A 25,778-nucleotide genomic window follows, 5' to 3' on the forward strand; every position below is an offset into this window, starting at 1 on the left:
GCCTAAGGGTTATATTCATTATTTTAAATTTAACACCATATTTATGCTGCCTTCTTCAAAGTCGCGGCTAATGGTAAAACCTAGTTTACGCGCCAGTTCAATCATGCCGGTGTTCTCAGGAAGGGTTATACCTTCAACTACTTCAACACCTTGGCGTTTACAATGGTTTATGGCTGCGCTCATTAGTATGGTGCCAAGTCCTAAACCTTGATAGTCAGAGCGCACAACGGTAGCAAATTCGGCGTGTAAGTTATCGGGGTCCATAATTACGCGTGCCACGCCTAACGTGCGGCTTTTGCCCTCAAAGCGCTGACATACAATAAATGCCATTTCACGGTCATAATCTATTTGTGTCATTTTAGCGAGTTGATCATGATTAAACTGAGGTAACTCACCAAAAAAGCGCTTGTAGCGATCTTCTTTATTTAGAGATTGATCAAACTCTTGGTGTGCTTGCTCATCCTCAGGCCTAATGGGTCTGAGTGTGGCTTGAGTATTATTTTTAAGGGTAACTTGTTCAACAAGGTCGATTGGGTAGGGGCGAATACACAAACGCTTTCGGTCACTTTGTGCTTGATACCGGTTTAAGGTAACGGTGGCATCAAGAACCAAAAACTGCCCATTGCTGGCAAGTATTGGGTTTAATTCCATTGAGCTTATATCGGGTTGGTCTACCACTAACTGAGAAATCCGAGTGAGCAGCGCGCATAAACGGTATTTATCGACTTTTTCAGGTAAAACGCGTTCTTTTAACACCCCTTTATCGTGAGCCGCTGCAATAAGGTATTTAGCTAAGTTCATATTAAGTGGTGGTAAGGCAACTGCAGCTTGAGCATATTCAAGGCCATTACCAGCTTCGCCTAGTAATATAACAGGACCAAAGTTTGGCTCTGTTTTAATGGCTATTCTAAGTTCATTAGCCCCTGCGCGCGGTGCCATTTTTTGCAGCGAAAATCCTTCAATCACCGCATCTGGGTAAGTATTTTTAATACGGATTAGCATTGCAAAGGCAGTTTGCTCAACCTCGTTCGCATCGTTAAGGTTAAGCACCACACCACCGACTTCTGATTTTGAAGCAATACTTGGGCTAATCAGTTTTAACGCAACAGGAAAGCCAAGCTCTATAGCTTGCTCTTTGGCTTCTGTTGGCGTGTAGGCGACTTCTGTTTTAATGCACTCAACACCGTAATGGCTCAGTATTTGGCTTGCTTGATGGGTTGGTAAGTAGCTTTGCTCATCATTTAAAAATTCATTAATAAGCGTTTTAGCTGCGTGCTTATTTATTTTGGCGTCGTCGGTATTTGATTCGGGTGTTTGTGTTAAATGCTTTTGGTTACGACGATAGCTTACTAAGTGCATAAATGCGCCTACTGCGCCCTCGGGAGTACGGTAGGTCGGAATATTATGATTAGAACACACTCGCCTTGCTGCGTAGGCTGCATCTTCGCCCATAAAGTTGGTCATTACATAAGGGCGCGCCATATTTGGTATTTTTTGTAAAGTTTGCACTATCATATCGGCGTAATCTTCACTAGGAGCCAAAGCCGAAGGGGTATGAATAATAAGTAAGTTTTTAACTTCTTTGGCGCGTAATAAAATCTCGAGTGCTTGCTTGTAACGCGCAGGTGCTGAATCGCCAAATATATCCACCGGGTTTGATGTGGTATCTGATTGCGGAATGACCTCATTAAGTGCACTGCGGGTTTCTTCGCTTAGTTCGGCAAGCTTGCCCGAATTTAAAATTAGCTCATCAACCGCCATTACACCCGGCCCGCCGCCATTGGTTAAAATGGTTAGTTGTTCTACTTTTAATAACTTAGGGTGGATGGCGAGTGTTTGCGTGGCAGCAAAAAGCTCGCGTAAATCACTCACTCTAAGCATACCAGCACGCTGAAATAGCGCATCATACACGGCATCTGAGCTTTGCTTGCCACCGGAATGAACTTCGGCGGCAAGTGCCCCAGCGCCGGTTTTGCCTGTTTTAATAGCAATAACGGGTTTACTAAACGCGGCAGCACGCGCTGCGGATATAAACCCGCGAATATCTTCAATATTATCTATATATAATAATATGGCCTTGGTTTTAGCATCGCGCCCTAAAAAATCCAGTAATTCATCAAAGTCTATATCAAGGCAATCACCTACCGAAACAAAGTACGAAAAGCCAATTTCTTTGTTTTTAGCCCAATCTAAAATGGTGGAACAAACCGCCGCTGATTGCGATATAAAAGCAAGTTTACCTGGCGCAGCAACAGTGTGTGAAAAACTTGCGTTTAAGCCAATATGGGGGATAAGTAAGCCTAAACAGTTTGGTCCAAGCAGCGTAACGTTGTGTGCTTGGGCTGATTCTTTTAATGCTGCTTTTAGCTCATTTGAAAGGCCATCGGCAATGACTATGGCGCTTTTACAACCAAGCTTACCTAACTGTTCAATGATACTTAGTAGAGTGTTTTTGTTGGTACAAATAACAGCAAGATCAGGTACTTTAGGCAATTCAGCTATGCTTGGGTAGGCAAGTACACCATGTACCGCTGTATGGCTTGGCGTAACTGGCATTATTGGCCCGTTAAAGCCACCCCGTAACAAATTGCGCATTACTACAAAGCCTGCACGAGTTGACACGTTTGAGGCACCAATAACAGCCACCGAGGTAGGTTTAAAAAATTGGCTAATGCGCTTTAAGCTCATGGCGTATCCTTGGCTGATAATATTTTGCGTTATTTATACTCTCAATGTACCCTGTTTGCGGGGTTATTTCGAGCGCCTAGATGCTTATTATTGATATCAATCAAGGAGATTATCGTGAATAAAACACCGGGTATTTATACTGTTATTGCTGCTATATGTTTAAGTATAGGCCTAATTTTATTAGGGTTTATTATAAAAAGTGCCGCTGTTGATGTAAAAGGGATGGAGCGCAGCGTGCAAGTAAAAGGCTTAGCTGAGCGTGAGGTTAGTGCCGATACGGTAATTTGGCCACTACAATACAGCGATGCCGACAATAACCTCGAAAAACTAATAAGCAGGGTAGAGCAAAAAAATGCTGCGGTTATTGCTTTTTTAAAGTTACATGGTTTTGATGATGAGGAAATAAGCGCTGGTAGCCAATCTGTTATTGATAAGCAAGCCCGTGAATACGCTAACGAAAATCAAAAGTTTAGATACTTAGTGCGCGCTAACATTATTGTGTATTCAAATGCGCCCGATAAAGTTCAAAATGCATTAAGCAAAGTAAGCCAACTTGCTAAACAAGGTATTGCAATAGTTCAAGATAGCTACGAAACCAAAGTTGATTATATTTTTACAGGCTTAAACGATATAAAACCTGCCATGGTGCAAGAGGCCACAGAAAAAGCGCGTGAGGTTGCAACTAAATTTGCAAAAGATTCCAACTCAACACTTGGTAAAATTAAAACGGCGCGCCAAGGTCAATTTAGTATAACTAACCGTGATTCAAACACGCCACATATCAAAAAGGTGAGGGTAGTCACCAGCGTAGAATATTACTTAAGTGACTAAATTGCTCTGATTAAGTGGGCAATTTGCGCGGTTGAGCGCTGCAGGTAAGCAGCGCTAAGTAAAATACTGGTTTCGTTTATATCTGCGCCTTTTAATATATTTGCCAGCTGCTGTTTAGCGGTTGGGTTTTGTTTTTGCTCTATTTCCATAAGCGCTAATAATGCTGAAAACTCATGCTTTATTGGCGTGCTAGGTTTATCAGCATAGGCGATATAACAGGCAACAGGGGTAAGGCCGCGAGCATTTGTTTGTGCAAGGGCTTTTACTAAATCATCGTTAGATTCAAATAACATTAATGAGCGCACATAGTTAAACGCCAGCTTTTGAGCATTGGCGTGTTTAAATACATTGTGCAGCACATTATTTCCTTGACTATCTTGTACTAAAAAGCCTTTATTTTCTTTTAATGCGGGTGTAAAAAAAGTTAATGCATCAGTGGTTGTTAATTGGTTTATAAAAGGTGCTGGTGGGGTGTTAGTTGTTAAAATGCGTGTTGCCACATTTTGCATAAAGTCGTATTTAATACTCATCCGCAAAGCACTTTCGTAGAGGTGGTTTAACTGCAATGTTTGCTGAGCAGGACTTAACTGTTTAAAGTCGTTATCAAGTTCATCTAGCTGATGCTTAGCAATTCGCGCATTAAGTAACTGTATGCTTAAATCCATTTTATCACTCTACCTCTTAACGTTTTTATTACTATAAAACAAAAAAGGTCGCATAAGCGACCTTTCATATTTAAACAGTTGCTTTAAATTGGTTTTAAGCTTTTTTGCTTGCTACCCATTCGTTCACAAAGTTCTCTAGTACGTTAAGTGGTACAGGGCCGTTTTTAAGTATAACGTCGTGGAACTGTCGAATATCAAACTTATCGCCAAGTTGCTTTTTAGCATCTTCACGTAGTTCTAAAATCTTCAGCATACCTACTTTGTAAGCTGTTGCTTGCGATGGCATTACAATGTGACGCTCAACCATTTTAACACCGTCAGATGTTGCGTTAGGCGTGTTATTTACGTAGTAATCAATACCTTCTTGACGAGTCCACTTCATTGCGTGAATACCCGTATCAACTACTAAGCGACACGCACGCCATAATTCCATAGAAAGGCGACCAAAGTCTGAGTAAGGGTCTGAGTAAAGGCCCATTTCTTTAGGAATGAACTCTGAGTATAAGCCCCAACCTTCTATGTAAGCTGTGTAACCACCAAACTTACGGAACTTAGGCACACCCTCAAGCTCTTGCGATATAGCAATTTGCATGTGGTGACCCGGAATACCCTCATGGTACGCTAATGCTTCCATTTGGTACGTTGGCATCGCTTCCATGTCGTAAAGGTTTGCGTAGTAAATACCAGGGCGTGAGCCATCTGGCGCAGGTTGTTGGTAAAATGCTTTACCTGCTGCTTTTTCACGGAACGCTTCAACCGCTTTTACTTTAAGATCGGCTTTTGGCTTAACAATAAATAGCTCGTCTAGGCGAGTCTTCATGGTATCAATTAGGCCTGTGGCTTCATCTAAGTAGCGTTGCTTACCTTGTGCATCATTGGCGTAGTAAAATTGCTTATCAGTTTTCATAAACTGCATAAAGGCTTGTAAATCACCTTCAAAGCCAACTTTATCTTTAATTTCGCGCATTTCGTCATGAATACGCTCAACCTCAGCAAGACCAATAGCATGAATTTCTTTTGCCGTTAAATCAGTTGTAGTGGTGCGCTTAAGAGCGTTGTTATAAAACGTTTCGCCATCAGGCAGTTTCCACGCGCCATCGCGATTATCAGCGCGTTTCTCTAGCTGTGCTAAGTAATTAATTAGCTTAGAGTAAGAAGGCTTAACCGCTGATTTTAGTGCATCTGTTGCATCGCTAATTAAGGCATCTTTTTCATCTTGGCTAACTTCAAGCGCGCTTACTTTGCGTTTAAAGTCAGCTAAAAGGGTTGAGTCTTCACCTTTTTCAAATGGCGCACCATGAATAATGTTTTTGCTTGAATCAATAACATGTGGGAATACAAATTTAGGTGCAATAATGCCCTTATCTGCACGGGTTTCTAAATCAGTAATTAGTTGATCAAATACTGTTGGTACACCGTTTAAACGTGCAATGTAGTCTTTTGCTTCTTTAACGTTACTAATTGAGTGTTGGTTAATTAAAAATGCAGGCACCATAGAGTGTGTACCAAACATTTGGTTAACTGGGTAATTATGGTAACGCCATTTAAAATCAGCTATTGAGCTTTCTAGGTCTTGTTTTTTTAAGTCGTAGCTTACTTTAGTTGCATCATCGAGAAGGTCGCGATTAATTGCTTTAAGTGCTACTAAATCGGCTTTAGCTTGTGCTAAGTCTTTTAGTTTTTGCTCTTCGCTGCCGTCATCCCACTTGTCGTAGTCTTTTTTAATACCCATGTAAGTTTGGTAAACCGGGCTGCTCATTACATCGCGGTTAAAGGTATCTTCAAAAAACGCATTGGCTTTGTCGATTTCGCTTTGCACAGGTTGCGCTTGCACTACAGGCGCGGGTGCTGCCTGTTGAGGCGCCTGCTGGCAACCAGCTAAAATAGCAACGCTCACGGCTGCTGCAATAAAGGTAAGTTTACGCATTGTTTTCCCTTTGTTGTTAGAAACCCATTAGGGTGAATTATATTTATTTGCTTGTATTTTTATGTTTATCGCGTGTGGTTAAAACCACTACACGAACAATTCTAGCAGGTCATTTAAAAAACGGTGCCCTTTAAGGCTTACTTGCCAGTGGCCGTTTTCTTGTATTAATAATCCTGCGTCTATAGCTTTTGTTAAAGCCTCTTGCTGGCTTTGTAATGGCTGATTAGTCAGCGCACTGTAATCTTCAATTGGGCAAGGCTCAACAAGGCGAAAACGATTCATAAAAAATTCAAAGGCTAAATCGTCTTGTTCCACTTGCCAGCTTTTATACAAGTAGGGTTTAAGCATATCCATATAACCACGTGGATGCTTAACCTTTTCAGTACGTGTAATAATGCCGCTTTTTACATCAGTTACCTTACCATGTGCACCACAACCAATTCCGAGATAATCGCCAAAACGCCAATAATTCAAGTTATGTTGGCATTGAAAGCCTAGTTTGGCATAGCCCGATATTTCGTATTGAATATAACCAGCTTGGGCAAGTAATGCTTGGCCTTGCTCTTGAATATCCCATAGGGTTTCATCTTGCGGTAGAGTGGGCGGTTTTGAAGCAAACTGTGTATTTGGCTCAATAGTAAGTTGATACCAAGATATATGCGGTGGATTTAAAGCAATAATCTTTTTTAAATCGCTCAGTGCATCGTCAAGGCTTTGCCCTGGTAAGCCATGCATTAAATCAAGGTTAAAGCTATTTAATCCGGCTTGCTTAGCTTGCTCTGCAGCGTAGTTTGCTTCATCGGCACCATGAATACGGCCAAGTGCTTTTAACTTGTCGTTTTGCATGCTTTGCACGCCAATAGAAATACGGTTAATGCCTGCTTTTACATAATCTTTAAAGCGCCCGGTTTCTACGGTGCCAGGATTTGCCTCAAGGGTTATTTCGCAGTCATCACTTAAGCCAATTAGGCTATCAACTTCTTTAAGTAAACGGGTGTAAGCATCACCCGTTAATAAGCTCGGTGTACCGCCACCTATAAAAATACTGTGAATTTTACGCCCTTGTACTAAATGTAAGTCGGCTTTTAAGTCGTCTATTAAGTGCTGAACATATTCAACTTCAGGGATGTCGCCTTTTTGCCCGTGGCTATTAAAGTCGCAGTAGGGACATTTTTGCACGCACCAAGGTACGTGCACGTATAAGCTCAGTGGTGGAAGATTCACAGGCCGCCTTTGCTTTGTAGCTCTAGTAATAACTTTTTAAGTGCTTGGCCGCGATGACTCACTGCATTTTTTTGTTCTTTGGTGAGCTCGGCGCTGGTACAGTTTTGCTCAGCAACAAAAAATACTGGGTCGTAACCAAAACCACCTTCGCCATTTTGGGTTTGTGTAATTTCGCCTTCCCAGCTTGCGCTGCAAATAAGCGGGGTAGGGTCATCGGCGTGGCGCATTAATACTAATACACACCAAAAACGCGCTTTACGATTTAGGTTATCGCCTAAATCATTAAGTAGTTTGTCTATGTTATCTTGATCGCTTGCGCGCTCACCTGCAAAGCGAGCAGAGTAAACCCCCGGCGCACCATTTAAGCCATCTACTTCTAAGCCCGAGTCATCAGCTATGGCTGGCATACCGGTAATTTTAGCTGCATGACGGGCTTTAATTATGGCATTTTCTACAAAGGTGGTGCCGGTTTCGGCCACTTCGCCTACATTAAAGTCGCTTTGTGGAACCACGTTAATACTCAGTGGGCTGAGCATATTTGCCAGCTCGTTTACTTTGCCTGGGTTGCCTGTGGCAAGCACTAATGTTTTAGTCATGTTTTTAATCTACGTAAAATTTTTGCTGAAATTTCAGCTTTTGAGTCTGATTACCTTGTTGAATCTCTACATCAAAACGTAAAATTTCTTCGTTGGTATAGTTTACTTGTGCAAGGTAATAAATTGAGTCACCTTCTTTTACTTCTTTAAAAGTAAGGGTTTGCTTATTGCCAAGTAAGTTTTTTGCAGTACCGCTAAGCTTGGCCGTTTGCGCTGCTTTAGTGCTGTTATTTTTTAACACTGAAATATTAACAACCCCTTTGTAACCGCTACGCTCTAAGCCATATGTTTTGGCTATTTGCGGCTGAATAAAGGTAGAAGGAAAGGCAATGTAATGCACTTGCCAAGGGCCGAGCTCTTTGTACTGCGCACCTTGCATTTCTTCACTTTGGGCATTAAAGGCAAAGGCTAAAAAACTAATAAAGCAAAGCTTAATTAAACGGTTCATTGTTTACTCCAAAAAATGTAAAAAGAGGCCATAAGGCCCCTTTTGCTTAAAACAAAATACTTAGGCTAAAAAGTCCATTAACAGCATTTGTAAAAACTGAATACCAATAATTAATACAAGCACCGATAAATCTAAACCACCCATTGGTGGAATAATTTTACGAAGTGGCTTGAGCATTGGCTCAGTAAGCTGGTGGAATACAGCTTCAATTGGATTATAACCTTGGCTTACCCAGCTTAAAATTGCGCGAATAATTAATACCCAAAATACTAAGTTTAAGCCTTCTTTTAATACGGTAATTAGGGCCTGAATAAACACAGGTTGCGCAGCCCATGCGCCGTAAATTACCAACATTAAAGTACTAATTTTGGCAACAGCTACAATAAATGCCAGCAATAGTGAGGCTAAATCGAGCCCGCCTAGCCCTGGTATAATTTTACGTAAAGGGTTTACTGCAAACGACGTTGCTTTAACCACAAACTGGCTCATTGGGTTGTAAAAGTCGGCTTTTGCCCACTGTAGCCAAAAACGCAGTAGCACCACCATTAAAAATAAATCAAACAGGGTACTGATCAAAAATTGCATGGCATTCATAGTGTAACCTTCAATAAAAAGTAGTTTTAAAGTTCTTTTTCCATTTGCATCGCACGCGCAATACACGCATCCATTGCATCGCTAACTGTTTGTACTAAGCCTTCATCTTTTAAATGCTCAACAGCTGCATGGGTAGTGCCGCCTTTAGAGGTTACATTAGCGCGCAATTGCGAAATGCTTATCTCTGGTTGGCTAAGGGCCATTTCGGCTGCACCGAGTGCGGTTTGCTGCACTAAACGACGCGCATCTTCATCGTTAAAACCAAGTGCTTTTGCTTTTTCTTCTATGGCTTCCATAAATAAGAAAAAGTAAGCTGGTGATGAGCCGGTTACTGCAATTACATCGTTAATTTGTGACTCTTGCTCAACCCACACCACAATACCGGTACACTCAAATACTTGTTGTACAAAATTGTGTTCTTCAGCTGTTTCGTCTGCACCAAATAAACCTGATACCCCACGGCCAAGTAATGATGGCGTATTTGGCATACAACGTACCATTTTAACGTTTTGGCCAAGCATTTCGCGTAAGCGCTTAACGGTTAAACCCGCCGCCACCGAAATAAACAGTTTATCGCTAAAGTCGATACCCGAATCTTGAAACGATTTACATAAATCGCCCATCATTTGTGGCTTAACAGACAATACAATGACATCAGCATCGCGTAAGGCTTCGTTATTGTCGCTGGTGGTTTTCACCTTGAAATCGTCTGCTACCTTTGCAAGCTTTTCTTGGTTGCGGTTTGTCGCAATAATATTATTAGCGTTAAAACCGTTTTTTACCATGCCGCCAATAATGGCGTAGCTCATGTTACCTGTGCCTATAAATGCGATTGTTTTATCTGACATATGTCTGTTATCACCTTTTAAGTTCGAGTTCCAAAAATGTCTGTGCCGATCCTCACCATGGTTGAGCCTGTATTAATAGCGGCTTCAACATCATTGCTCATCCCCATCGACAACGTATCTATATGAGGATATTGGGCCTTTAGTTTATCAAAGCAAGTTTGTAATTGCTCAAAAGATTGAGTTTGCTCGTTTGGATTGTCGCTTTTAGCCGGAATTGCCATTAAACCACGCAGAGTAAGCTGCTCACTGTGGTCAATAAATTCGGCAAGTTCAGGTATTTGCTCAATACTACAACCTGATTTAGCCTCCTCTGCGCTTATATTTACTTGAATAAGCACGTTTAAAGGGGCTTTATCAGCGGGGCGTTGAGTATTTAAGCGCTTTGCTATTTTTACTCTATCAACGCTTTGTACCCAGTCAAAATTAGCGGCAACAAGCGCGCTTTTATTTGATTGAATTGGGCCAATGAAATGCCAAATGATATCGCTAAATGTGTGTAGTTGAGCTATTTTATCTACAGCCTCTTGAACATATGACTCACCAAATTGGCGTTGGCCATGCTCGTAAGCAGCAATAATATCGTCGCTAGGCTTTGTTTTAGATACCGCCAGTAGTGTAATTTCGTTACTACTACGCTTGGCATTATTTGCCGCGTTAGCAATTCTAGCGTAGGCGGATGTGAGTCGTTCTGCTATTGTAACCATATATTTATCAGTTAGTTGTGGAGTCATAAATGGATATTACCGAATTATTAGCGTTTAGTGTGCAACACAAAGCATCCGATTTACACTTATCGTCGGGTGTTTCACCTATGATACGCGTAGATGGTGATGTTCGCCGCATTAATATACCTGCACTTGCAGACAAAGACGTAAACAGCCTTGTATACGACATTATGAACGATAATCAACGTAAGGACTACGAACAAAACCTAGAAGTGGATTTTTCGTTTGAAGTACCTAACCTTGCGCGTTTTCGTGTGAATGCATTTAACTCAAACCGTGGCCCTGCGGCAGTATTTCGTACTATCCCAAGCGATGTACTTACGCTGGAAGATTTAGGTGCCCCCGATATTTTTAAAACAATTTCAGATAACCCGCGTGGATTGGTATTGGTTACAGGCCCAACGGGTTCGGGTAAGTCAACAACACTTGCGGCTATGGTTGATTACATAAATCAAACAAAACATCACCATATCCTCACTATAGAAGACCCAATCGAATTTGTTCACGACAATAAACTAAGCCTGATTAACCAGCGTGAAGTACACCGTGATACGCACAGTTTTTCTAATGCACTTCGTAGTGCGCTGCGTGAAGACCCCGATGTAATACTCGTTGGTGAGCTACGTGATTTAGAAACAATTCGCCTTGCTATGACCGCAGCAGAAACGGGTCACCTAGTATTTGGTACATTGCATACTACATCAGCGCCAAAAACCATTGACCGTATTATTGACGTATTCCCAGGTGAAGAAAAAGACATGGTGCGTTCAATGCTTTCTGAGTCGTTACGTGCAGTAATTTCGCAAACACTGCTTAAAAAAATTGGCGGTGGGCGTGTGGCTGCGCACGAAATTATGATTGGTGTTCCAGCTATTCGTAACTTAATTCGTGAGGATAAAATAGCGCAAATGTATTCGTCTATTCAAACGGGTGCATCGCATGGCATGCAAACTATGGATCAATGTTTAAATAATTTGGTTAATCACGGCATAGTAACAACCGCCGCTGCCAAAGAAAAAGCCCAAGACAAAACACAGTTTGGTGGCTAAGGAATTATTATGAATTTATCTTTAAACCACTTTTTACTCATTATGATTGAGAAAAAAGGCTCTGACTTATTTGTATCAAGCCAGTTGCCTGTCAGCGCTAAAATTAATGGCGAACTAATCGCGTTAAGCGACGATAAGCTAACTGACGAACAGGCTTTACAGCTTGTTGAGTCTGCCATGAGCGACAAGCAAAAAAATGAGTTTCATACCACCAAAGAGTGTAACTTTGCGATAGCCACAGACGAAGGGCGTTTTCGTATTTCGGCTTTTTGGCAGCGCGACAGAGCAGGCATGGTTATTCGCCGAATAGTAACGCAAATACCTGATGTAAGCGATTTAGGGCTGCCTTCAACACTTACCGATGTAATTATGGCAAAGCGTGGCTTGGTGTTGTTTGTGGGTGGTACAGGTACCGGTAAATCAACCTCATTAGCTGCATTAATTGGCTATAGAAACCGGAATCAGCGTGGTCACATTTTAACAATAGAAGACCCTATTGAGTTTGTTCATGAGCATCGTAAAAGTATTATTACTCAGCGCGAAGTAGGCCTAGATACCGACAGCTTTGAATCGGCACTTAAAAGCTCACTACGCCAAGCTCCCGATGTAATATTAATTGGTGAAATACGTTCGCAAGAAACCATGGAATATGCACTGAGCTTTGCTGAAACCGGCCACTTATGTGTAGCCACATTGCATGCTAATAACGCAAACCAAGCCATTGACCGTATTATGCATTTAGTGCCTAAAGAAAAGCACGACAAGCTTAAGTACGATTTAGCGCTTAACTTACGCGCTATTGTAGCGCAGCAGCTTATTCCTACCTCAGATGGGGAAGGGCGTGTTGCCGCCATTGAAATATTATTAAACTCACCCATGGTGGCAGAGCTAATAAAAAGTGGCGATATTGGCGGCATTAAAGAGGCTATGTCTAAGTCTAAAGAAATGGGCATGCAAACCTTTGACCAAGCACTGTTTGAGCTATATAAACAGCAACGTATTAATTACGCTGATGCGCTGCATCATGCCGACTCGCCAAACGATTTACGCTTGATGATTAAACTGCGCAATAACGAGCAGCAAGGCGCAGGCTTTTTACAAGGTGTAACCATAGATGGGTTAGATGATAAAAACGGTAATTAACCTACAGTATGTGTAGGTAAGTAAGTTACTCATTTTTGATAATTTAATGCATAAAAAAAGCGCCTATTGGCGCTTTTTGTTTTGAAGAGAGTTATTCACCATAACTGGCTTCAAAAAAACTTTCTAAAATAATCACTGCCGACATGTTATCAACATTGCCTTTACCTAAGTTTTTATAGCCGCCGTGTTCAAACAAACGTGCTTTTGCATCCGCGGTAGTTAGGCGCTCGTCTTGCGTTTGCACCGGTATGCCATAATGATTATGTAATCGGTTAGCAAACTTTTTAGCTTTAAACGTTACCTCTTGCGAGGTGCCATCCATATTAAGTGGCAAACCCACCACCATTAAATCGGGCTGCCATTCTTTAACTTGTACTGCAATATGGTCCCAATTAGGAATACCATCTTGTGCTTTTACAGCTTTAAGGCTAGATGCGCTGCCAGTAAGCTCTTGTCCTATGGCAATACCAATGCTTTTGGTACCAAAGTCAAAGCCCATAACAGTTCGTTCGCCTTGCGGCTTAAGCGTTTTTTTAGTCATTGTTGTTCTTTAAGCGTGACCAGCTTCACTGCTAAGCTGACTAATATCAAACCCAAGCATTGAAACGGCTTTTTCCCAGCGTTTTTCAACCGGCGTATCAAAAATGATCTTCGGATCGGCTTCAATGATCAACCAGCTATTATCTAAAAGCTCTTGCTCTAGCTGCCCTTGCTCCCACCCTGAATAGCCTAGTGTAATAATAAATTGTTCAGGTGCGTGGGCGGTAGTTAAATTGGCTAATACATCTTTTGAGGTGGTGATCATTATCTCGCTGCTAAGCTTTTGGCTTGCAGAGTAACCAGGCTGGGGTGAATGAAGTACAAAACCACGGTCGGTTTTAACCGGCCCACCTGCAAATACAGCTACTTGAGCCGCTTGCTGGGTTTTGTCATTATCTATTTCTATTTTATCTAAAAGCTCGCCTACGGTAACATCAATAGGTTGGTTAATAACCAAACCCATAGCCCCATCTTCATTGTGCTCACAAATATACGTTACGGCACGTTTAAAAAAAGGGTCTTGCATCGACGGCATTGCGATTAAAAAATGATTTTCTAATGATTGCATAGATTTCACCCTTTTATTTTATGAATATTAGTTGAACTTTTAGTATGGCATAGTTCTATAAATTGAACATAAAAAGCGCATTAATTGTATGAAATACTTAAACTAATACGCTTTTAAATGGTGCTTATTTTGTTAGTTTACGCTCAATAGCGTCAAACAAAATACCAGTAATAGAAATATCGTACGCAGCTTCTATTTCACGTACACACGTTGGTGCGGTAACGTTAATTTCAGTAAGCTTGTCACCAATAATATCTAACCCTACAAACACCAGGCCTTTTTCTTTAAGTGTTGGCGCAACTGCTTGGGCTATTTTAAGATCTGACTCGCTAAGTGGACGGGCTTCACCGCGACCGCCAGCTGCTAAGTTACCACGTGTTTCACCATTTTGAGGAATACGTGCTAAACAGTACGGAATTACTTCACCATCAACAACCAATACGCGCTTGTCGCCTTGTTTGATCTCTGGGATGTAATTTTGCACCATTGCAAAGCGGCTCCCGTGCTCGGTTAGCGTTTCGCAGATAACCCCAATGTTTGCATCGTTTTCTTTAATACGAAAAATCGATGCGCCACCCATGCCATCAAGCGGCTTTAAAATAATGTCTTTATGCTGTGCTAAAAATTCACGAATTTGTTTTTGGCTACGGGTAACTAACGTATCTGGCGTATGTTCGCTAAACCATGCAGTAAATAGCTTTTCGTTTGCATCACGCAGGCTTTGTGGCTTATTAATTATAAGCGTGCCTTCTTGCTCTGCGCGTTCAAGAATATAGGTGGCGTAAATGTATTCAGTGTCGAACGGCGGATCTTTACGCATTAAAATGACATCTAGATCGGCAAGGGCAATAGTGGTTTTTTCTTCAAGCTCGTACCACTTTTCAGTGTTATTAAATACTTGTGCTTTGGCAGCCGTTGCATACGATTTTCCCTGACGAAGAGACAGGTCGTCCATCTCCATGTAGTAAATTTCGTAGCCGCGTTCTTGCGCTTGCATCATCATTGCAAAACCGGTGTCTTTTTTAATGTTAAATCCACTAATAGGATCAGAGATAATTCCTAACTTAATTGCCATGCGCTGTGCCTTACTATAAATATTACTGTTTATATGAGGGTGCTTTTAGTTATTTCAATTAGCTAAATCACCAAATTGTAGCTGTAATGCACTTAGGACCGTTAAAGCGGCGGTTTCTGTTCGTAAAACGCGTGGGCCTAAGCGAATATCTACAAATTCTTGCTGTTTAGTTTGCGCCATTTCTTCATCGGTAAAGCCGCCCTCTGGGCCTACTAAAAAGCGCACGCCATCTTTTGGCACTGTAATAGTTTTAATGCTGTGCTCGGCACGCGGGTGCAAAGTAAGCTTAATTGCCTGCGTTTGTTGTTCAAGCCACTGCTTTAAATCAATAGGGGTATGAACAATTGGTACAAAGTTACGGCCCGATTGCTCAGCAGCTGAAATGGCTATTTTTTGCCATTGTTGGTGTTTTTTCTCTAAGCGGTCGCCACTGAGTTTAACACCGCAGCGCTGGCTAAAAATAGGAGTGATTTCAGTAATACCCAGCTCAACCGACTTTTGAATTGTAAAATCCATTTTATCTCCACGGGATACACATTGCCCTAAATGAATTTTAAGAGGTGACTCTACATCGTGCTCGTCAAAGCGCTGTGGCATAACAACAACGGTTTTTTTTGTTACCTCAATAATTTCACTGAAGTATTCGCCGCCTTCGCCATTAAAAATAGACACATGTTCGCCTACTTTCATACGCAGTACGCGACCAACATGGCCGACTGCATCATCGTCTAAAGAAACGGGCGTGTTTAAGGCAATATTTGATGCCTGATAAATATGAGGTACTCGCATGGTGCGTCACTTATTTTATAGCGTAAAGGTGTATAGCGCTATGGTAAGTAAGCTGCGCGATGTACGCAATTATTTATTTTTTATTAAGCTGTAGCGCAAGGTCGATTAAATCTTTGGGTGTTTCGGCAATGTCGGTATCACACGAAAGATGATTTTTAAAACCTTCTTCAGTGATACGCTCAAATGTATAACCAACATCATCAAAGCTTACTACGTAGCGTTTTGCGTGCAGAGAATTGTATATAAAGCGTTGTTCATTGCTAGCAAGGAGGTAGTCGGTGTTATTAAATAAAACACCTTGTATATCATGGTGCTCGTGCAGGTAAGTGGCAAGTTCAGATACACTAATTTCGTTTTCTAAATCGCAATAGCAGTAATCTTTAATGAGTTCATCAAACATCATTTTTACTAGCTTGCGAGTATTGCTACCTGCAACAATAAGGGTACTGGGCGTGTTGGGTGTCGCATTTTTAAAATAGTGCTCGGCAAATGCGCGACTAAATTCGTTATCTATATCAATTAACAAATAGTTAGTTACTTCAAATGACATAGGGCCCCGTTGCGTTTAAGCAATGTGTTGTGCCAGTAAACTAAATACGGGGCGCTTTGCGACTGATTTAATTGTGTGGCGTTAAATTGAAAACATGCTTATAAGTAAATAGCCTATAGCACAAAAAACAGCAAACTCGATGCATGCTATGCCTATATTGTCTTGGTGATCTACCTCTAATGCGGTATCGATATTTGGTAATGAGATAGCTTTTATTACAAAACTTAAACAATATAATAACACCCACATTACACCGCAATGCATAACCAGTGTAAATATATTTTCGACCATTTTTCCATTTTGAAACGCCGCGCTTGATAAACCTGCATAAACGGCAAGAGCTAAACCTATTGATTTTCCAGCGTACCTTATACCAATAGAGGTGTTCTCTAAATTAAAATTACTCTGCAAAGAAGCGCCTTGGTTGGCTTTAGCAAAACGGTGCTCACGTATTTTACTATCGAGTGCAAACATTCCCTGAAGTGTAAAAAAGCTAACAAAAGCAATAAGTAAGTTGCTAAACCCTTGGGCATGTGTCCACGTGTACAAACCAAGTGCAATAATGCAGTTAGCTAATAACATGCCGGAATCAACCAGTGCAGCGCATACATTTTGCTTTAAAATAGCTGCTTCTTCATTAAATCTGTGAAGTATCCATTTTCTATGAATTAAATGACCTACTTTGATAAATGAAAATAATAGAACAATTAAAATAACAACTTTTAGTGGGTTATGCTGAGCAGTGCTCATGCTTATTTCGTCAAACAAAAACGCCATAGTGGCAATAACAACCGTAATTTCAGAGGCAAAACTAATCCCCATTGCAAAGTTATCGTGTTGCGCAAGTTCATCTTTAAGTGCTTGTTTTGCTTTTAGTTGAGCCACAATTCTAAGACTAAAAATAGTAATGCATATAACCGCAAAACTAATGGCAATCGCAACTAAACTAGTGTTAGATAATGATAAATATGACATGCTGATCCTAAGTAGTGATAACCTTTCTTGGTTTTAGTTATTCTAGTATGGTTACGACATATATAAAAGAGAGGATTGATGAGTAACAAAATGCAACTTCCTATTCAATTACAAAAACTTGGCTCAAGGCGCTTTGCGCAGCTTTATCCGCAGCAAAACCCACAAGAAGAAGTTGTAAAATTATGTGCTCTGAGCGACTTTGCCTTTCGCTGCTTAGAATCGCAGCCTGATTTAAAAGAGTGGTTAATAAACCCCGATGAACAGTTTAGCCGTGCTGTTCCTGCCCCATTTGACGGCCTTGATCTACAAAATGTAGATGAAAACCAATGTAATAAAATTTTGCGCCAGTACCGCGAAAAATACTGGTTAAAAGTGGCTTATCTAGATTTATGCTGCAATAACCCAATTAGCGACAGCATTAAATACATTAGTTTATTAGCCGATATGCTGATTAATAGCGCTAATATGTGGGCGCATGCACAAACTACCAAAACATGTGGCGAGCCACTTGATGAGCAAGGCAAAGCCTTACCGCTAATGGTGCTAGGTATGGGCAAGCTTGGTGGGCATGAACTTAATTACTCATCGGATATAGATTTAATTTTTGCTTATCCGCGTAATGTAAAAACGCAAGGCGGGCGTAAACCCGTTGAGGCACAGGTTTTTTACACTAAGGTTGCGCAAAAACTTATTAATACGCTCAACTTAGTAACGGGGGATGGGCAAGTATTTAGAGTAGATATGCGCCTTCGTCCGTTTGGTGAAAGCGGGCCGCTAGTAATGAGCTTTAACGCTATTGAAGATTACTACCAAGAGCAAGGGCGTGATTGGGAGCGTTATGCCATGCTAAAAGGGCGCTTAATTGGCACACCAAACCCGTATTGGGATGAGTTTATTCAGCTGTTAAAGCCTTTTGTTTATCGCCGTTATATTGATTTTTCGGTGGTTGAGTCTTTGCGCAAAATGAAATTAATGATAGCACAAGAGGTTCGCCGTAAACGTTTAACCAATAATATAAAGCTTGGCGCGGGTGGTATTCGTGAGGTTGAATTTATTGTCCAGGCCTTACAAATGGTACGTGGTGGGCGAGAAGCTAACTTACAAACCCAATCGTTGTTATATGCCCTTGAGCAGCTTATTTTAAACCAAGCAATAGATGAGCAAGAAGCACAGGAATTAAAACGTAACTACTTACATCTGCGCAAAGTAGAGCAGTATTTGCAAATTTTTGACGATCAGCAAACACAAACCTTGCCAGATGATGAGCAAAATCAATTACGGTTAAATTATTTACTTGGCGTTGAGCATTTTTCAGATACGCTTAGCGATATAGAGCAAGTAATGGCCAAAATTCATGATGAATTTTTATTGGTTATAGGGGAGGAAACCGTTCCACTTGATACCTGTGAAGGGGCATTTATAAGTGCTTGGGATCATGGTGATGTAAGCTTTTTAAATGACGTAAAAGAGCAATGGCAAATTCCTTTACACGATTTTAAACAGCGCTTAAGTAAGGTCAATATTGGTAACCGAGGGCGTGATATTCTCGATAAACTTATGCCTGTATTGCTTAAGCAACTAAGCGATTTTAATGCCAGTGGTGAAACATTTACCATGGTATGCCAAATACTTAATAAAATTATATCGCGTACAGCTTACCTTGAGCTGTTGTACGAAAACCAAGGTGCATTAAAACAGTTGGTATTATTGTGCTGCCACAGTAAGTGGATAGGCGAGCATATTTCTCGTTACCCTATTTTACTCGATGAGCTAATAGACCCTGCCGTGCTTTATAAGCCAACCCCATTAAGCGCATACAAAGATGAAATTCGTCAGTACTTTTTACGTATAGAACACGACGATTTAGAGCTGCAAATGGAAGCGTTAAGGCAGTTTAAACAAACCCATCAATTACGTATTGCTGCAGCTGATGCAACCGGTGTCATTGATGTTATGAAAGTGAGCGATCACTTAACTGCGTTAGCAGAAGCCGTGGTAGACCAAGCGGTTAATATTGCATGGTATAACACTGTTAAGCGCTTTGGTATGCCGCCTAATACAGATGACGAACACAAAGGCTTTGCGGTTATTGCCTATGGCAAAACAGGCGGCTTTGAAGTGGGTTACGACTCTGATTTAGATCTTGTGTTTGTACATAATCACGATGGCAACAGCACAACCAATGGCGATAAAGCGATTACCTCAAGGCAGTTTTATTTAAAACTCGCGCAGCGTTTAATGCACTTATTTAATACCCGTACAGCGTCGGGCATTTTATATGAGCTAGACACTCGCCTTCGCCCAGAAGGTGCCTCAGGCTTGTTGGCAATTAACCTAGAGAGCTTTAACCATTATCAGCAAACCCAAGCATGGACCTGGGAGCATCAAGCGCTTGTACGCGCACGTGTAATTTTAGGTCAAGAAGAGCTAAGAGTACGCTTTGCGCAAATTCGTAAAGATATACTCTGTGCAAAGCGCGACGAGCCAACTTTAAAGCAAGATGTACTCAAAATGCGCGAAAAAATGCGCACGCATTTAGCAAAAGGCAATAGTGAGCAATTTGACTTAAAGCAAGGTGTTGGCGCAATGACCGACATAGAGTTTATTACACAATATTTAGTGCTCAAATACGCAAATCAGTTTAGTCAATTAACGGTGTTTTCAGATAACGTCAGAATACTTACCGATGCCGCAGCGATTGGCTGTATTACTAAAGAGCAAAAGCAGCAGTTAATTCAAGCTTATATAGATTATCGCTCGCGCTACCATGTGCTGAGTTTAAATCAGCAAGGGCGCTTGGTATCTCGTAAAGAGTACCAAACAGATATTGAGAGTGTATCGGCGTGTTGGCATAGTATATTTGAACTTGAGGCGTAAATATTAAAAACCCAAGCTTAGCTTGGGTTTTTAGTAAATAGGCGCTGTTGAGCTTTTAGTAAATTAGTTGGCTTTACTGTTTTATGTTTTGAGCTTTAAACAATTGCTACGCACAAACTCAGAAGGTAACTCGGTAATTACTGCTGCACGTTGTTTATGGCATAAATAAGTGTAAACCTCATATTCAAAGTCGTCGTTGATAGCGCGGCCAACTTGATACAGGGCTGAGGTAAAGCTGCTATCTACTCTAAAGTGATCTTTCACTACGTAGTCTTTGCTTAAGTACCAATATAATTCGATGCCTTCGTTTTTAGCATACTGATTAAGAACATCTTTTAATGTTGTGCCATTTTCAAAGCGCCTAGGTTCACTTGTTCCCGTCCAACTTGTAGGCATAGGATCAACGAGCCTGCCGCGTTCGACTAAAACGCGATCAAGCGTTTGTTCTGGCTTTTTAAGTTGCAAAACAAACTTGTCGCGCTCTCTATTAGACTTAACTTGATTACGGATTGATGAGTAAAACCGAGAGAGCCCCTCGGCGGCTGCATTTTTAGATTCTTTTATATCAAGCAAGGGGCCAGTGCCGACTAAAACGTAAATAGCCAGTAAAATTAACGCTACAGCTAGTATTAAATGCTTAATCCAAAACCACATAACTCATACTCATTTATCTTAATTACTCTTTTATACCACTACTTTTTATAAAAAGAAGGAGTATTTTTATCTGGGCGTGTTTTAAAGCGGCGGTGCAACCACATGTACTGCTCAGGTGCTGCATTAATTGATTGCTCAACACGCTGGTTTACGCGAATCACATCGGCTCTGTCGTCACCGCTTGGGAAGTTTTCAAGCTCAGGTACTATTTCTAGGTGGTATTTACCTTGCTCATCTCGACGGCTAATTAGGCTCATTGTTTCGCAATGCTTACTTGCAGCAAACATAAGGGTGCCTGTGGTGGTTGCTGTATCTGGTACGGCATAAAAAGGCACAAACTCACAGCGGTTACGGCCGTAATCTTGATCGGGTAGGTAATAACACACCTTTTTGTTTTTTAATGACTTTAATAAGCCTTTAACATCTTTACGGCCAATTAAATATTCGTTAGAGCGAAGGCGGCCATTGGTTGTAAAGTATTCCATTAAAGCATTGTTGTGTGGGCGATAAAATCCAAGGCCTTGGCACTTAGTGCCCATAATGCGACTTGCCATTTCTAAGTGCAAAATATGTGGTACCAGTAATAGCACACCTTTACCTTGTGCCTGTACACGTTCAAAGTGCTCAAGCCCTTTAATTGAGCCATAGGCTTTATTTACACGCCATTGAGGCCACCACCACGCCATGCCAGTTTCAACCATAGCAATGCCAGTGTTTTCCATGTTTTTTAATACAAGTTGCTGCTGATCAGCCTCACTCATATCAGGAAAACACAGTTTTATGTTTACTTCGGCAATATGGCGGCGACGTTTCATAAACTTGTGTACTAAGCGGCCAAGTAGCTTACCTAAGCTAAGCTGAATTTTTTGTGGCAACCACGAAATCAAATATAAAAAGAAAACGCCAATCCAAGTTAGCCAATAGCGAGGGCCTAAAAAAGAGGCTTTAAAAGGAGATGAGGTGACCACAAAATACTCTCTAAAATAAAAACGCTAGTTTAACGCTAAGCGTTATAAAATACAAAAAGCCAGCAATGGCTGGCTTTAAGGGTTACTTTTAAGTGGTTAGGCTTGTTTTAAACCTTGGTTAATACCCACTAAATCGGCACTTGTTAACGTACCCGCAGCTTGCTTTAAGCGCAGAGTAGATAACACATAACGATAGCGTACATCGGCTAGGTTACGTTTAGCGTCGTATAAGTTTTGTGTGCTTACTAGTACATCAACAATGGTACGCGTGCCCACTTCAAAGCCCGCTTCTGTTGCTTTTAGTGCACTTTGCGCAGAAACAACAGCTTGCTCTAAGGCTCTGTAAGTTGCTATATCAGATACAACTTGATTGTAAGAGGTTATAACGGTACGTGTAACCGCGCGGTAGTTTGTTTCGTAGTCTTGGCTTGCACCTACATAAAACGCACGAGCTTGCTTAGTTGCTGCAACGGTTGCGCCGCCTGTGTACAGAGGCACACTTAAATTAACTGCAACCGATGTTGAGTCTGCGCGTGGTTGGTCGTTAAAGCTTAAGCCATTAATGTTTTGATCGGTTAAAGAGTCACCGTAGCTCGCATCAAGTGTAAGTTTTGGGTAGTGACCAGCTTTAGCCAGTGTAATTTGGTCTTTAGCAATATCGACCGTTACTTTAGAAACCTGTAAACTAATATTGTTGTTTTCAGCTACTTTTACAAAATCGCTAGATTCTTTAGCCGGTTTAACCGTTGAAAACGTTTCTGTATTTAAAAAATCAAGTTTAGCGTGATATTTACCCGTTATTTCTCTTAGTTGCTCGCGGGCTGTTTCTACTGCATTGCTAGCAATAATTTCTTGCGCTACTGAGTTATCGTACTGTGCTTGTGCTTCATGTACGTCGGTAATGGCTGTAAGGCCTACCGCATAACGTTGTTTTGTTTGCTCTAACTGGCGTTCAATGGCACGTTTTTCGGCTTGCACAAATTCAAGGTTATCAATTGCACTTAATACGTTAAAATAACCTTCGGCTACGCGAACAATTAGGTTTTGCTTTGCGTTGTCGTACTGAGCGTTAGCTTGCAGTGCTTGTTTTTTGGCAATATCAAGCGTGTTCCATGCACCTAAATCAAATAAGGTTTGGCTTAAACTTACACCACGCGTGAACTGGTCCGTATCGCTATTTATTTTAACTTGGTCAGCTAAGTTACCTACGCTTTGATAAGATGTAGAGTCGCTTTTTTCATAACCCATGCTTACGCCAATTTGTGGCAGTAATGCACTCATAGCTAAATCATTTTCGTAAGCTTGTGCGTCGGCTTGGGCTTTAGCTTTTAAAACAGTAGGATCGTTAGCTGTAGCAATTTCGAAAACTTGCATTAAATCTTCAGCACTTGCTGTAGTTGCGCCTAATGCGCATGACAAACTAACCAGCGCCGCAAGGATGTTCTTTTTCTTCATGTGGGGTTCAGTCCTTAGACAAATTTTGTACTAAAAGCATGGTAACCTGTTTTGCTAAATAACTAAAAAAGAAATTAGTAAAACAGTATGTTCAAATGTAACAGAATATATTAACGCATTTTAATAGTTTAGATAAACAGGAAGTATAATATGGCAGATAAAAGCTTGGTTCAATTTACCCACGAAGATGTCAGCTTAAAAGCGGTTAAAAGTCTGTATAATGGCTTTTTTAAAGTAGATATGTATGAGTTTGAGCATAGCCTGTTTAATGGCGGAAAATCGCAGCTTATACAGCGTGAAATTTTAGAGCGTGGCGACGCAATAGCCGTACTGCCTTACGATGTAAAAACCCAAAGTGTACTTTTAATTGAGCAAATACGTATTGGCGCTATCAACAGCAAACACTCGCCTTGGCTGCTAGAATGTATTGCTGGCATGACCGATGGCAGCACCGATTACGAAGGTGTAGTAAAAAAAGAAGCTTTTGAAGAGGCTGGCCTTGAGCTTAGCGAACTTGAATTTATGCTTTCGTATCTTTCAAGCCCAGGTGGTACAACAGAGCGCCTACATTTATATTTAGCGCGTACCGACCTTAGCCAAATTCAAAGTGGTGTATACGGGCTTGAAACCGAAGGCGAAGATATTAAAACGCATGTTTTAACCCTTGATGATGCGCTTACACGCCTCAATAACGGTGAAATAGACAATGCAGCCACGGTTATTTGTTTGCAGTGGTTAGCGTTAAACCGACAACGCATGACAAGCGCATGGGCATAATTTTAATTACTTAATATGGCGGTACTTTGACAGCACTATTAGCAACGCAGCGATATATTCAGAGCCTCCCAAAGTACATGACACTTTGTGAGCATAACTACGTACGACTTTCTAAGCTATTACCTAAAGAGCGCACTGCAAAGAGTGTGCGCAAAGTAAAATTAGGGAGTAGTGAGTTTGCCATTATCATTGACGATAGTGCAAAGTACACACTGGATATTTCTATAAAACAGCTAACAGGGATGGTTAAAGGTGTTTCTCCTTTGTATTTAACCGTGAGGCTTTATCAAGATGCGAAAGTGGCTGAAATTATCCACCACGATTACCATCAACGTATAAAGCCATCTTATGGGTATCCAAATCCTAAAATGCATCAAAAAGATGAAAAGTATCAGCTTAATGCGTTTTTATATGACTGGTTGGTTGCGTGCGTAGAGCACGGACAAGCGGTATTAAATTGGGATATAAACAATGGCTTGGTTTGATGATAGTGTTTATTTTTCAAAATCATCATTGCGCCTTGCCCATATAACAGACAGCCATTTATTTGCAGACCCAAACGGCGAGTATTTTAATGTAAATACGGCTGAGCACTTTGCTAAAGCGTTAGCGCACATGGCAAAGCAATCATTAGACGGGGTTATTTTTGGCGGCGACTTAACGCAAGATCACTCCTTTGACTCATACTTATTATTTGCCGAGCTGATCAATAGCTCTGAGCTAACATGCCCCGTTTTTTGGGTGCCTGGCAACCATGATGAAATAGCCATGCTCAAGCGTATCAGTGGCGGGCAAATACACAGTGCTAAACATATACATACACAAGCTATGGGTGTATTACTTATTAACTCAAAAGGGCCAACGCCTGCAGGGTGGGTAAGTAATGAACATATAAATGAAATTACACAGCGCTTAGCCAGTGTAGATACACCGCACTTGGTATTTTGCCATCATAACCCGCTTGCTATAAACGGCTACCTTGATAAACACATGCTCGAAAACGGCCCACAATTACTCAACGTGCTCGTTAATAGTGGCAATGTAGCAGGTGTATTTCATGGTCATGTACATAATGAGTACGCGCAAACCTTTAGAGAGCTGAGTATTTATGCAACGCCTGCCAGCTCTGTGCAATTTACAAAAAATAGTGTGCAGTGGCGCCAAGAAAACTGTGGTCCAGCTTATCGATTGCTCGATTTAACGACACAGGACAATGCTTTAACAGTTAAAACGGATGTTGTATGGTTAAACGCGTAATTTATATTCATGGCTTTAATAGTTCTGAAAAATCATATAAAGCTGTGCGCTTTGGCGAGCTTATGGCAAACTATGACGTTGACTATTGTGTACCACGTTTAAACCACGAGCCCTTACAAGCTATTTTACAGCTTGAGCATTTATTAACGCCAGATACCGCGTTATTAGGAAGCTCGCTTGGTGGGTTTTATGCCACTTATTTATCGCAGCGTTATAATCTTCGGGCGGCGGTTATAAACCCAGCAGTAGCACCTTTTAACTTATTAGCGCCACTTATTGGTCGCAATTATAATCCGTATCAGGATTATCATTATGAGTTAAATACCAGCCACATAAATGCTTTAAAAGCATTGTATGTGCCAAAATTAACTTCACCAGAGTTACTGTACTTATTGCAGCAAACGGGTGATGAAGTGTTGAACTATCAACACGCAATAAATTATTTTTCACAATGCAAACAGTTAGTTGAGTTTGGGGGCGATCATAGTTTTGTAGGCTTTGAGCGCACCGTAAACAGTATTGTAGAGTTTCTTAAATTACCTAAAATAAATTAGC

The 25,778-nt window shown here is 41.1% G+C and carries 26 protein-coding genes; 8 read left to right on the plus strand and 18 right to left on the minus strand.

Annotation, left to right across the window (positions count from 1 at the left end; translation table 11 throughout):
• Window positions 1-18: 18 nt before the first annotated feature.
• Window positions 19-2,688 carry a bifunctional acetate--CoA ligase family protein/GNAT family N-acetyltransferase gene (locus PESP_RS02795; RefSeq protein WP_089346677.1) on the minus strand — a complete coding sequence of 890 codons (2,670 nt, stop codon included), beginning with the start codon at window positions 2,686-2,688 and terminating at the stop codon, window positions 19-21.
• A 114-nt stretch (window positions 2,689-2,802) separates the two neighbouring features.
• On the opposite strand from PESP_RS02795, the gene PESP_RS02800 reads away from it, so the two are divergent.
• Entirely contained in the window at window positions 2,803-3,519 is a 717-nt protein-coding gene (locus PESP_RS02800; protein WP_089346678.1) for an SIMPL domain-containing protein, read from the plus strand.
• Here PESP_RS02800 and PESP_RS02805 read toward each other — a convergent pair.
• The 8 genes from PESP_RS02805 to PESP_RS02840 all read right to left on the minus strand — a co-directional run bounded on the left by PESP_RS02805 (window position 3,516) and on the right by PESP_RS02840 (window position 10,552).
• A complete protein-coding gene (locus PESP_RS02805) occupies window positions 3,516-4,184 on the minus strand; it encodes a hypothetical protein (protein WP_089346679.1) in 669 nt (222 codons plus the stop codon). The genes PESP_RS02800 and PESP_RS02805 overlap by 4 nt on opposite strands.
• 94 nt (window positions 4,185-4,278) lie before the next feature.
• On the minus strand, window positions 4,279-6,111 hold the full coding sequence (locus PESP_RS02810; protein WP_089346680.1) for a DUF885 domain-containing protein: 1,833 nt from the start codon (window positions 6,109-6,111) through the stop codon (window positions 4,279-4,281).
• Window positions 6,112-6,198: 87 nt separating this feature from the next.
• The gene (gene hemW, locus PESP_RS02815) at window positions 6,199-7,335 is read right to left on the minus strand and encodes a radical SAM family heme chaperone HemW (RefSeq protein WP_089346681.1); all 1,137 of its coding nucleotides are present in this window, start codon (window positions 7,333-7,335) and stop codon (window positions 6,199-6,201) included.
• A complete protein-coding gene (locus tag PESP_RS02820) occupies window positions 7,332-7,931 on the minus strand; it encodes an XTP/dITP diphosphatase (protein WP_089346682.1) in 600 nt (199 codons plus the stop codon). The genes hemW and PESP_RS02820 overlap by 4 nt, the downstream gene beginning before the upstream one ends.
• Window positions 7,932-7,935: 4 nt before the next feature.
• On the minus strand, window positions 7,936-8,379 hold the full coding sequence (locus tag PESP_RS02825) for a DUF4426 domain-containing protein (protein ID WP_089346683.1): 444 nt from the start codon (window positions 8,377-8,379) through the stop codon (window positions 7,936-7,938).
• 60 nt (window positions 8,380-8,439) lie between these two features.
• The gene (locus PESP_RS02830) at window positions 8,440-8,973 is read right to left on the minus strand and encodes a YggT family protein (protein WP_004586837.1); all 534 of its coding nucleotides are present in this window, start codon (window positions 8,971-8,973) and stop codon (window positions 8,440-8,442) included.
• 26 nt (window positions 8,974-8,999) lie between these two features.
• Window positions 9,000-9,821 carry a pyrroline-5-carboxylate reductase gene (gene proC, locus PESP_RS02835; RefSeq protein WP_089346684.1) on the minus strand — a complete coding sequence of 274 codons (822 nt, stop codon included), beginning with the start codon at window positions 9,819-9,821 and terminating at the stop codon, window positions 9,000-9,002.
• A gap of 17 nt (window positions 9,822-9,838) precedes the next feature.
• Window positions 9,839-10,552, minus strand: a complete 714-nt coding sequence (locus tag PESP_RS02840) for a YggS family pyridoxal phosphate-dependent enzyme (protein ID WP_089346685.1) — start codon at window positions 10,550-10,552, stop codon at window positions 9,839-9,841.
• Window positions 10,553-10,554: 2 nt separating this feature from the next.
• Here PESP_RS02840 and PESP_RS02845 point away from each other — a divergent pair, with 2 nt between their 5' ends.
• Window positions 10,555-11,595, plus strand: coding sequence for a type IV pilus twitching motility protein PilT (locus tag PESP_RS02845; RefSeq protein ID WP_004586840.1), 1,041 nt, complete (start codon window positions 10,555-10,557; stop codon window positions 11,593-11,595).
• 9 nt (window positions 11,596-11,604) lie between these two features.
• Window positions 11,605-12,738, plus strand: a complete 1,134-nt coding sequence (locus PESP_RS02850) for a PilT/PilU family type 4a pilus ATPase (RefSeq protein WP_089346686.1) — start codon at window positions 11,605-11,607, stop codon at window positions 12,736-12,738.
• Window positions 12,739-12,829: 91 nt separating this feature from the next.
• Here the strand turns inward: PESP_RS02850 and ruvX are convergent, their stop codons facing one another.
• The 6 genes from ruvX to PESP_RS02880 all read right to left on the minus strand — a co-directional run bounded on the left by ruvX (window position 12,830) and on the right by PESP_RS02880 (window position 17,235).
• A complete protein-coding gene (gene ruvX / locus PESP_RS02855; protein WP_058549466.1) occupies window positions 12,830-13,279 on the minus strand; it encodes a Holliday junction resolvase RuvX in 450 nt (149 codons plus the stop codon).
• Between the two features lie 9 nt (window positions 13,280-13,288).
• Window positions 13,289-13,846, minus strand: coding sequence for a YqgE/AlgH family protein (locus PESP_RS02860; protein ID WP_089346687.1), 558 nt, complete (start codon window positions 13,844-13,846; stop codon window positions 13,289-13,291).
• 124 nt (window positions 13,847-13,970) lie between these two features.
• Window positions 13,971-14,921, minus strand: coding sequence for a glutathione synthase (gene gshB / locus PESP_RS02865; RefSeq protein ID WP_089346688.1), 951 nt, complete (start codon window positions 14,919-14,921; stop codon window positions 13,971-13,973).
• A gap of 54 nt (window positions 14,922-14,975) precedes the next feature.
• A complete protein-coding gene (gene rsmE / locus PESP_RS02870) occupies window positions 14,976-15,710 on the minus strand; it encodes a 16S rRNA (uracil(1498)-N(3))-methyltransferase (RefSeq protein ID WP_089346689.1) in 735 nt (244 codons plus the stop codon).
• Window positions 15,711-15,783: 73 nt separating this feature from the next.
• Entirely contained in the window at window positions 15,784-16,260 is a 477-nt protein-coding gene (locus PESP_RS02875) for a hypothetical protein (protein WP_089346690.1), read from the minus strand.
• An 81-nt stretch (window positions 16,261-16,341) separates the two neighbouring features.
• The gene (locus PESP_RS02880; RefSeq protein WP_089346691.1) at window positions 16,342-17,235 is read right to left on the minus strand and encodes a DUF350 domain-containing protein; all 894 of its coding nucleotides are present in this window, start codon (window positions 17,233-17,235) and stop codon (window positions 16,342-16,344) included.
• Window positions 17,236-17,313: 78 nt separating this feature from the next.
• Here PESP_RS02880 and glnE point away from each other — a divergent pair, with 78 nt between their 5' ends.
• Window positions 17,314-20,112: a bifunctional [glutamate--ammonia ligase]-adenylyl-L-tyrosine phosphorylase/[glutamate--ammonia-ligase] adenylyltransferase gene (glnE, locus tag PESP_RS02885; RefSeq protein ID WP_089346692.1), complete on the plus strand. Its 2,799-nt coding sequence runs from the start codon at window positions 17,314-17,316 to the stop codon at window positions 20,110-20,112.
• Between the two features lie 81 nt (window positions 20,113-20,193).
• On the opposite strand, the gene PESP_RS02890 is transcribed toward glnE, so the two are convergent.
• The 3 genes from PESP_RS02890 to tolC all read right to left on the minus strand — a co-directional run bounded on the left by PESP_RS02890 (window position 20,194) and on the right by tolC (window position 23,189).
• Window positions 20,194-20,766, minus strand: a complete 573-nt coding sequence (locus PESP_RS02890) for a toxin co-regulated pilus biosynthesis Q family protein (RefSeq protein WP_089346693.1) — start codon at window positions 20,764-20,766, stop codon at window positions 20,194-20,196.
• A gap of 38 nt (window positions 20,767-20,804) precedes the next feature.
• Window positions 20,805-21,734 carry an LpxL/LpxP family Kdo(2)-lipid IV(A) lauroyl/palmitoleoyl acyltransferase gene (gene lpxL, locus PESP_RS02895; RefSeq protein ID WP_089346694.1) on the minus strand — a complete coding sequence of 310 codons (930 nt, stop codon included), beginning with the start codon at window positions 21,732-21,734 and terminating at the stop codon, window positions 20,805-20,807.
• A 96-nt stretch (window positions 21,735-21,830) separates the two neighbouring features.
• Complete coding sequence (gene tolC / locus PESP_RS02900; RefSeq protein ID WP_089346695.1) at window positions 21,831-23,189, minus strand: outer membrane channel protein TolC; 1,359 nt, start codon at window positions 23,187-23,189, stop codon at window positions 21,831-21,833.
• Window positions 23,190-23,339: 150 nt separating this feature from the next.
• On the opposite strand from tolC, the gene PESP_RS02905 reads away from it, so the two are divergent.
• From PESP_RS02905 to PESP_RS02920, 4 genes are read left to right on the plus strand one after another with little or no spacing between them, the layout of a single operon-like run.
• Window positions 23,340-23,966, plus strand: a complete 627-nt coding sequence (locus tag PESP_RS02905; protein ID WP_089346696.1) for an NUDIX domain-containing protein — start codon at window positions 23,340-23,342, stop codon at window positions 23,964-23,966.
• Between the two features lie 26 nt (window positions 23,967-23,992).
• A complete protein-coding gene (locus tag PESP_RS02910; RefSeq protein WP_089346697.1) occupies window positions 23,993-24,451 on the plus strand; it encodes a DUF1249 domain-containing protein in 459 nt (152 codons plus the stop codon).
• Window positions 24,438-25,223 carry a metallophosphoesterase gene (locus PESP_RS02915; protein ID WP_089346698.1) on the plus strand — a complete coding sequence of 262 codons (786 nt, stop codon included), beginning with the start codon at window positions 24,438-24,440 and terminating at the stop codon, window positions 25,221-25,223. The genes PESP_RS02910 and PESP_RS02915 overlap by 14 nt, the downstream gene beginning before the upstream one ends.
• Window positions 25,208-25,777 carry a YqiA/YcfP family alpha/beta fold hydrolase gene (locus PESP_RS02920; protein ID WP_089346699.1) on the plus strand — a complete coding sequence of 190 codons (570 nt, stop codon included), beginning with the start codon at window positions 25,208-25,210 and terminating at the stop codon, window positions 25,775-25,777. Before PESP_RS02915 ends, PESP_RS02920 begins: the two co-directional genes overlap by 16 nt.
• Window position 25,778: the final 1 nt, after the last annotated feature.

It is taken from the genome of Pseudoalteromonas espejiana DSM 9414 (assembly GCF_002221525.1).
In the GTDB taxonomy this organism is placed as follows: Bacteria; Pseudomonadota; Gammaproteobacteria; order Enterobacterales; family Alteromonadaceae; genus Pseudoalteromonas; species Pseudoalteromonas espejiana.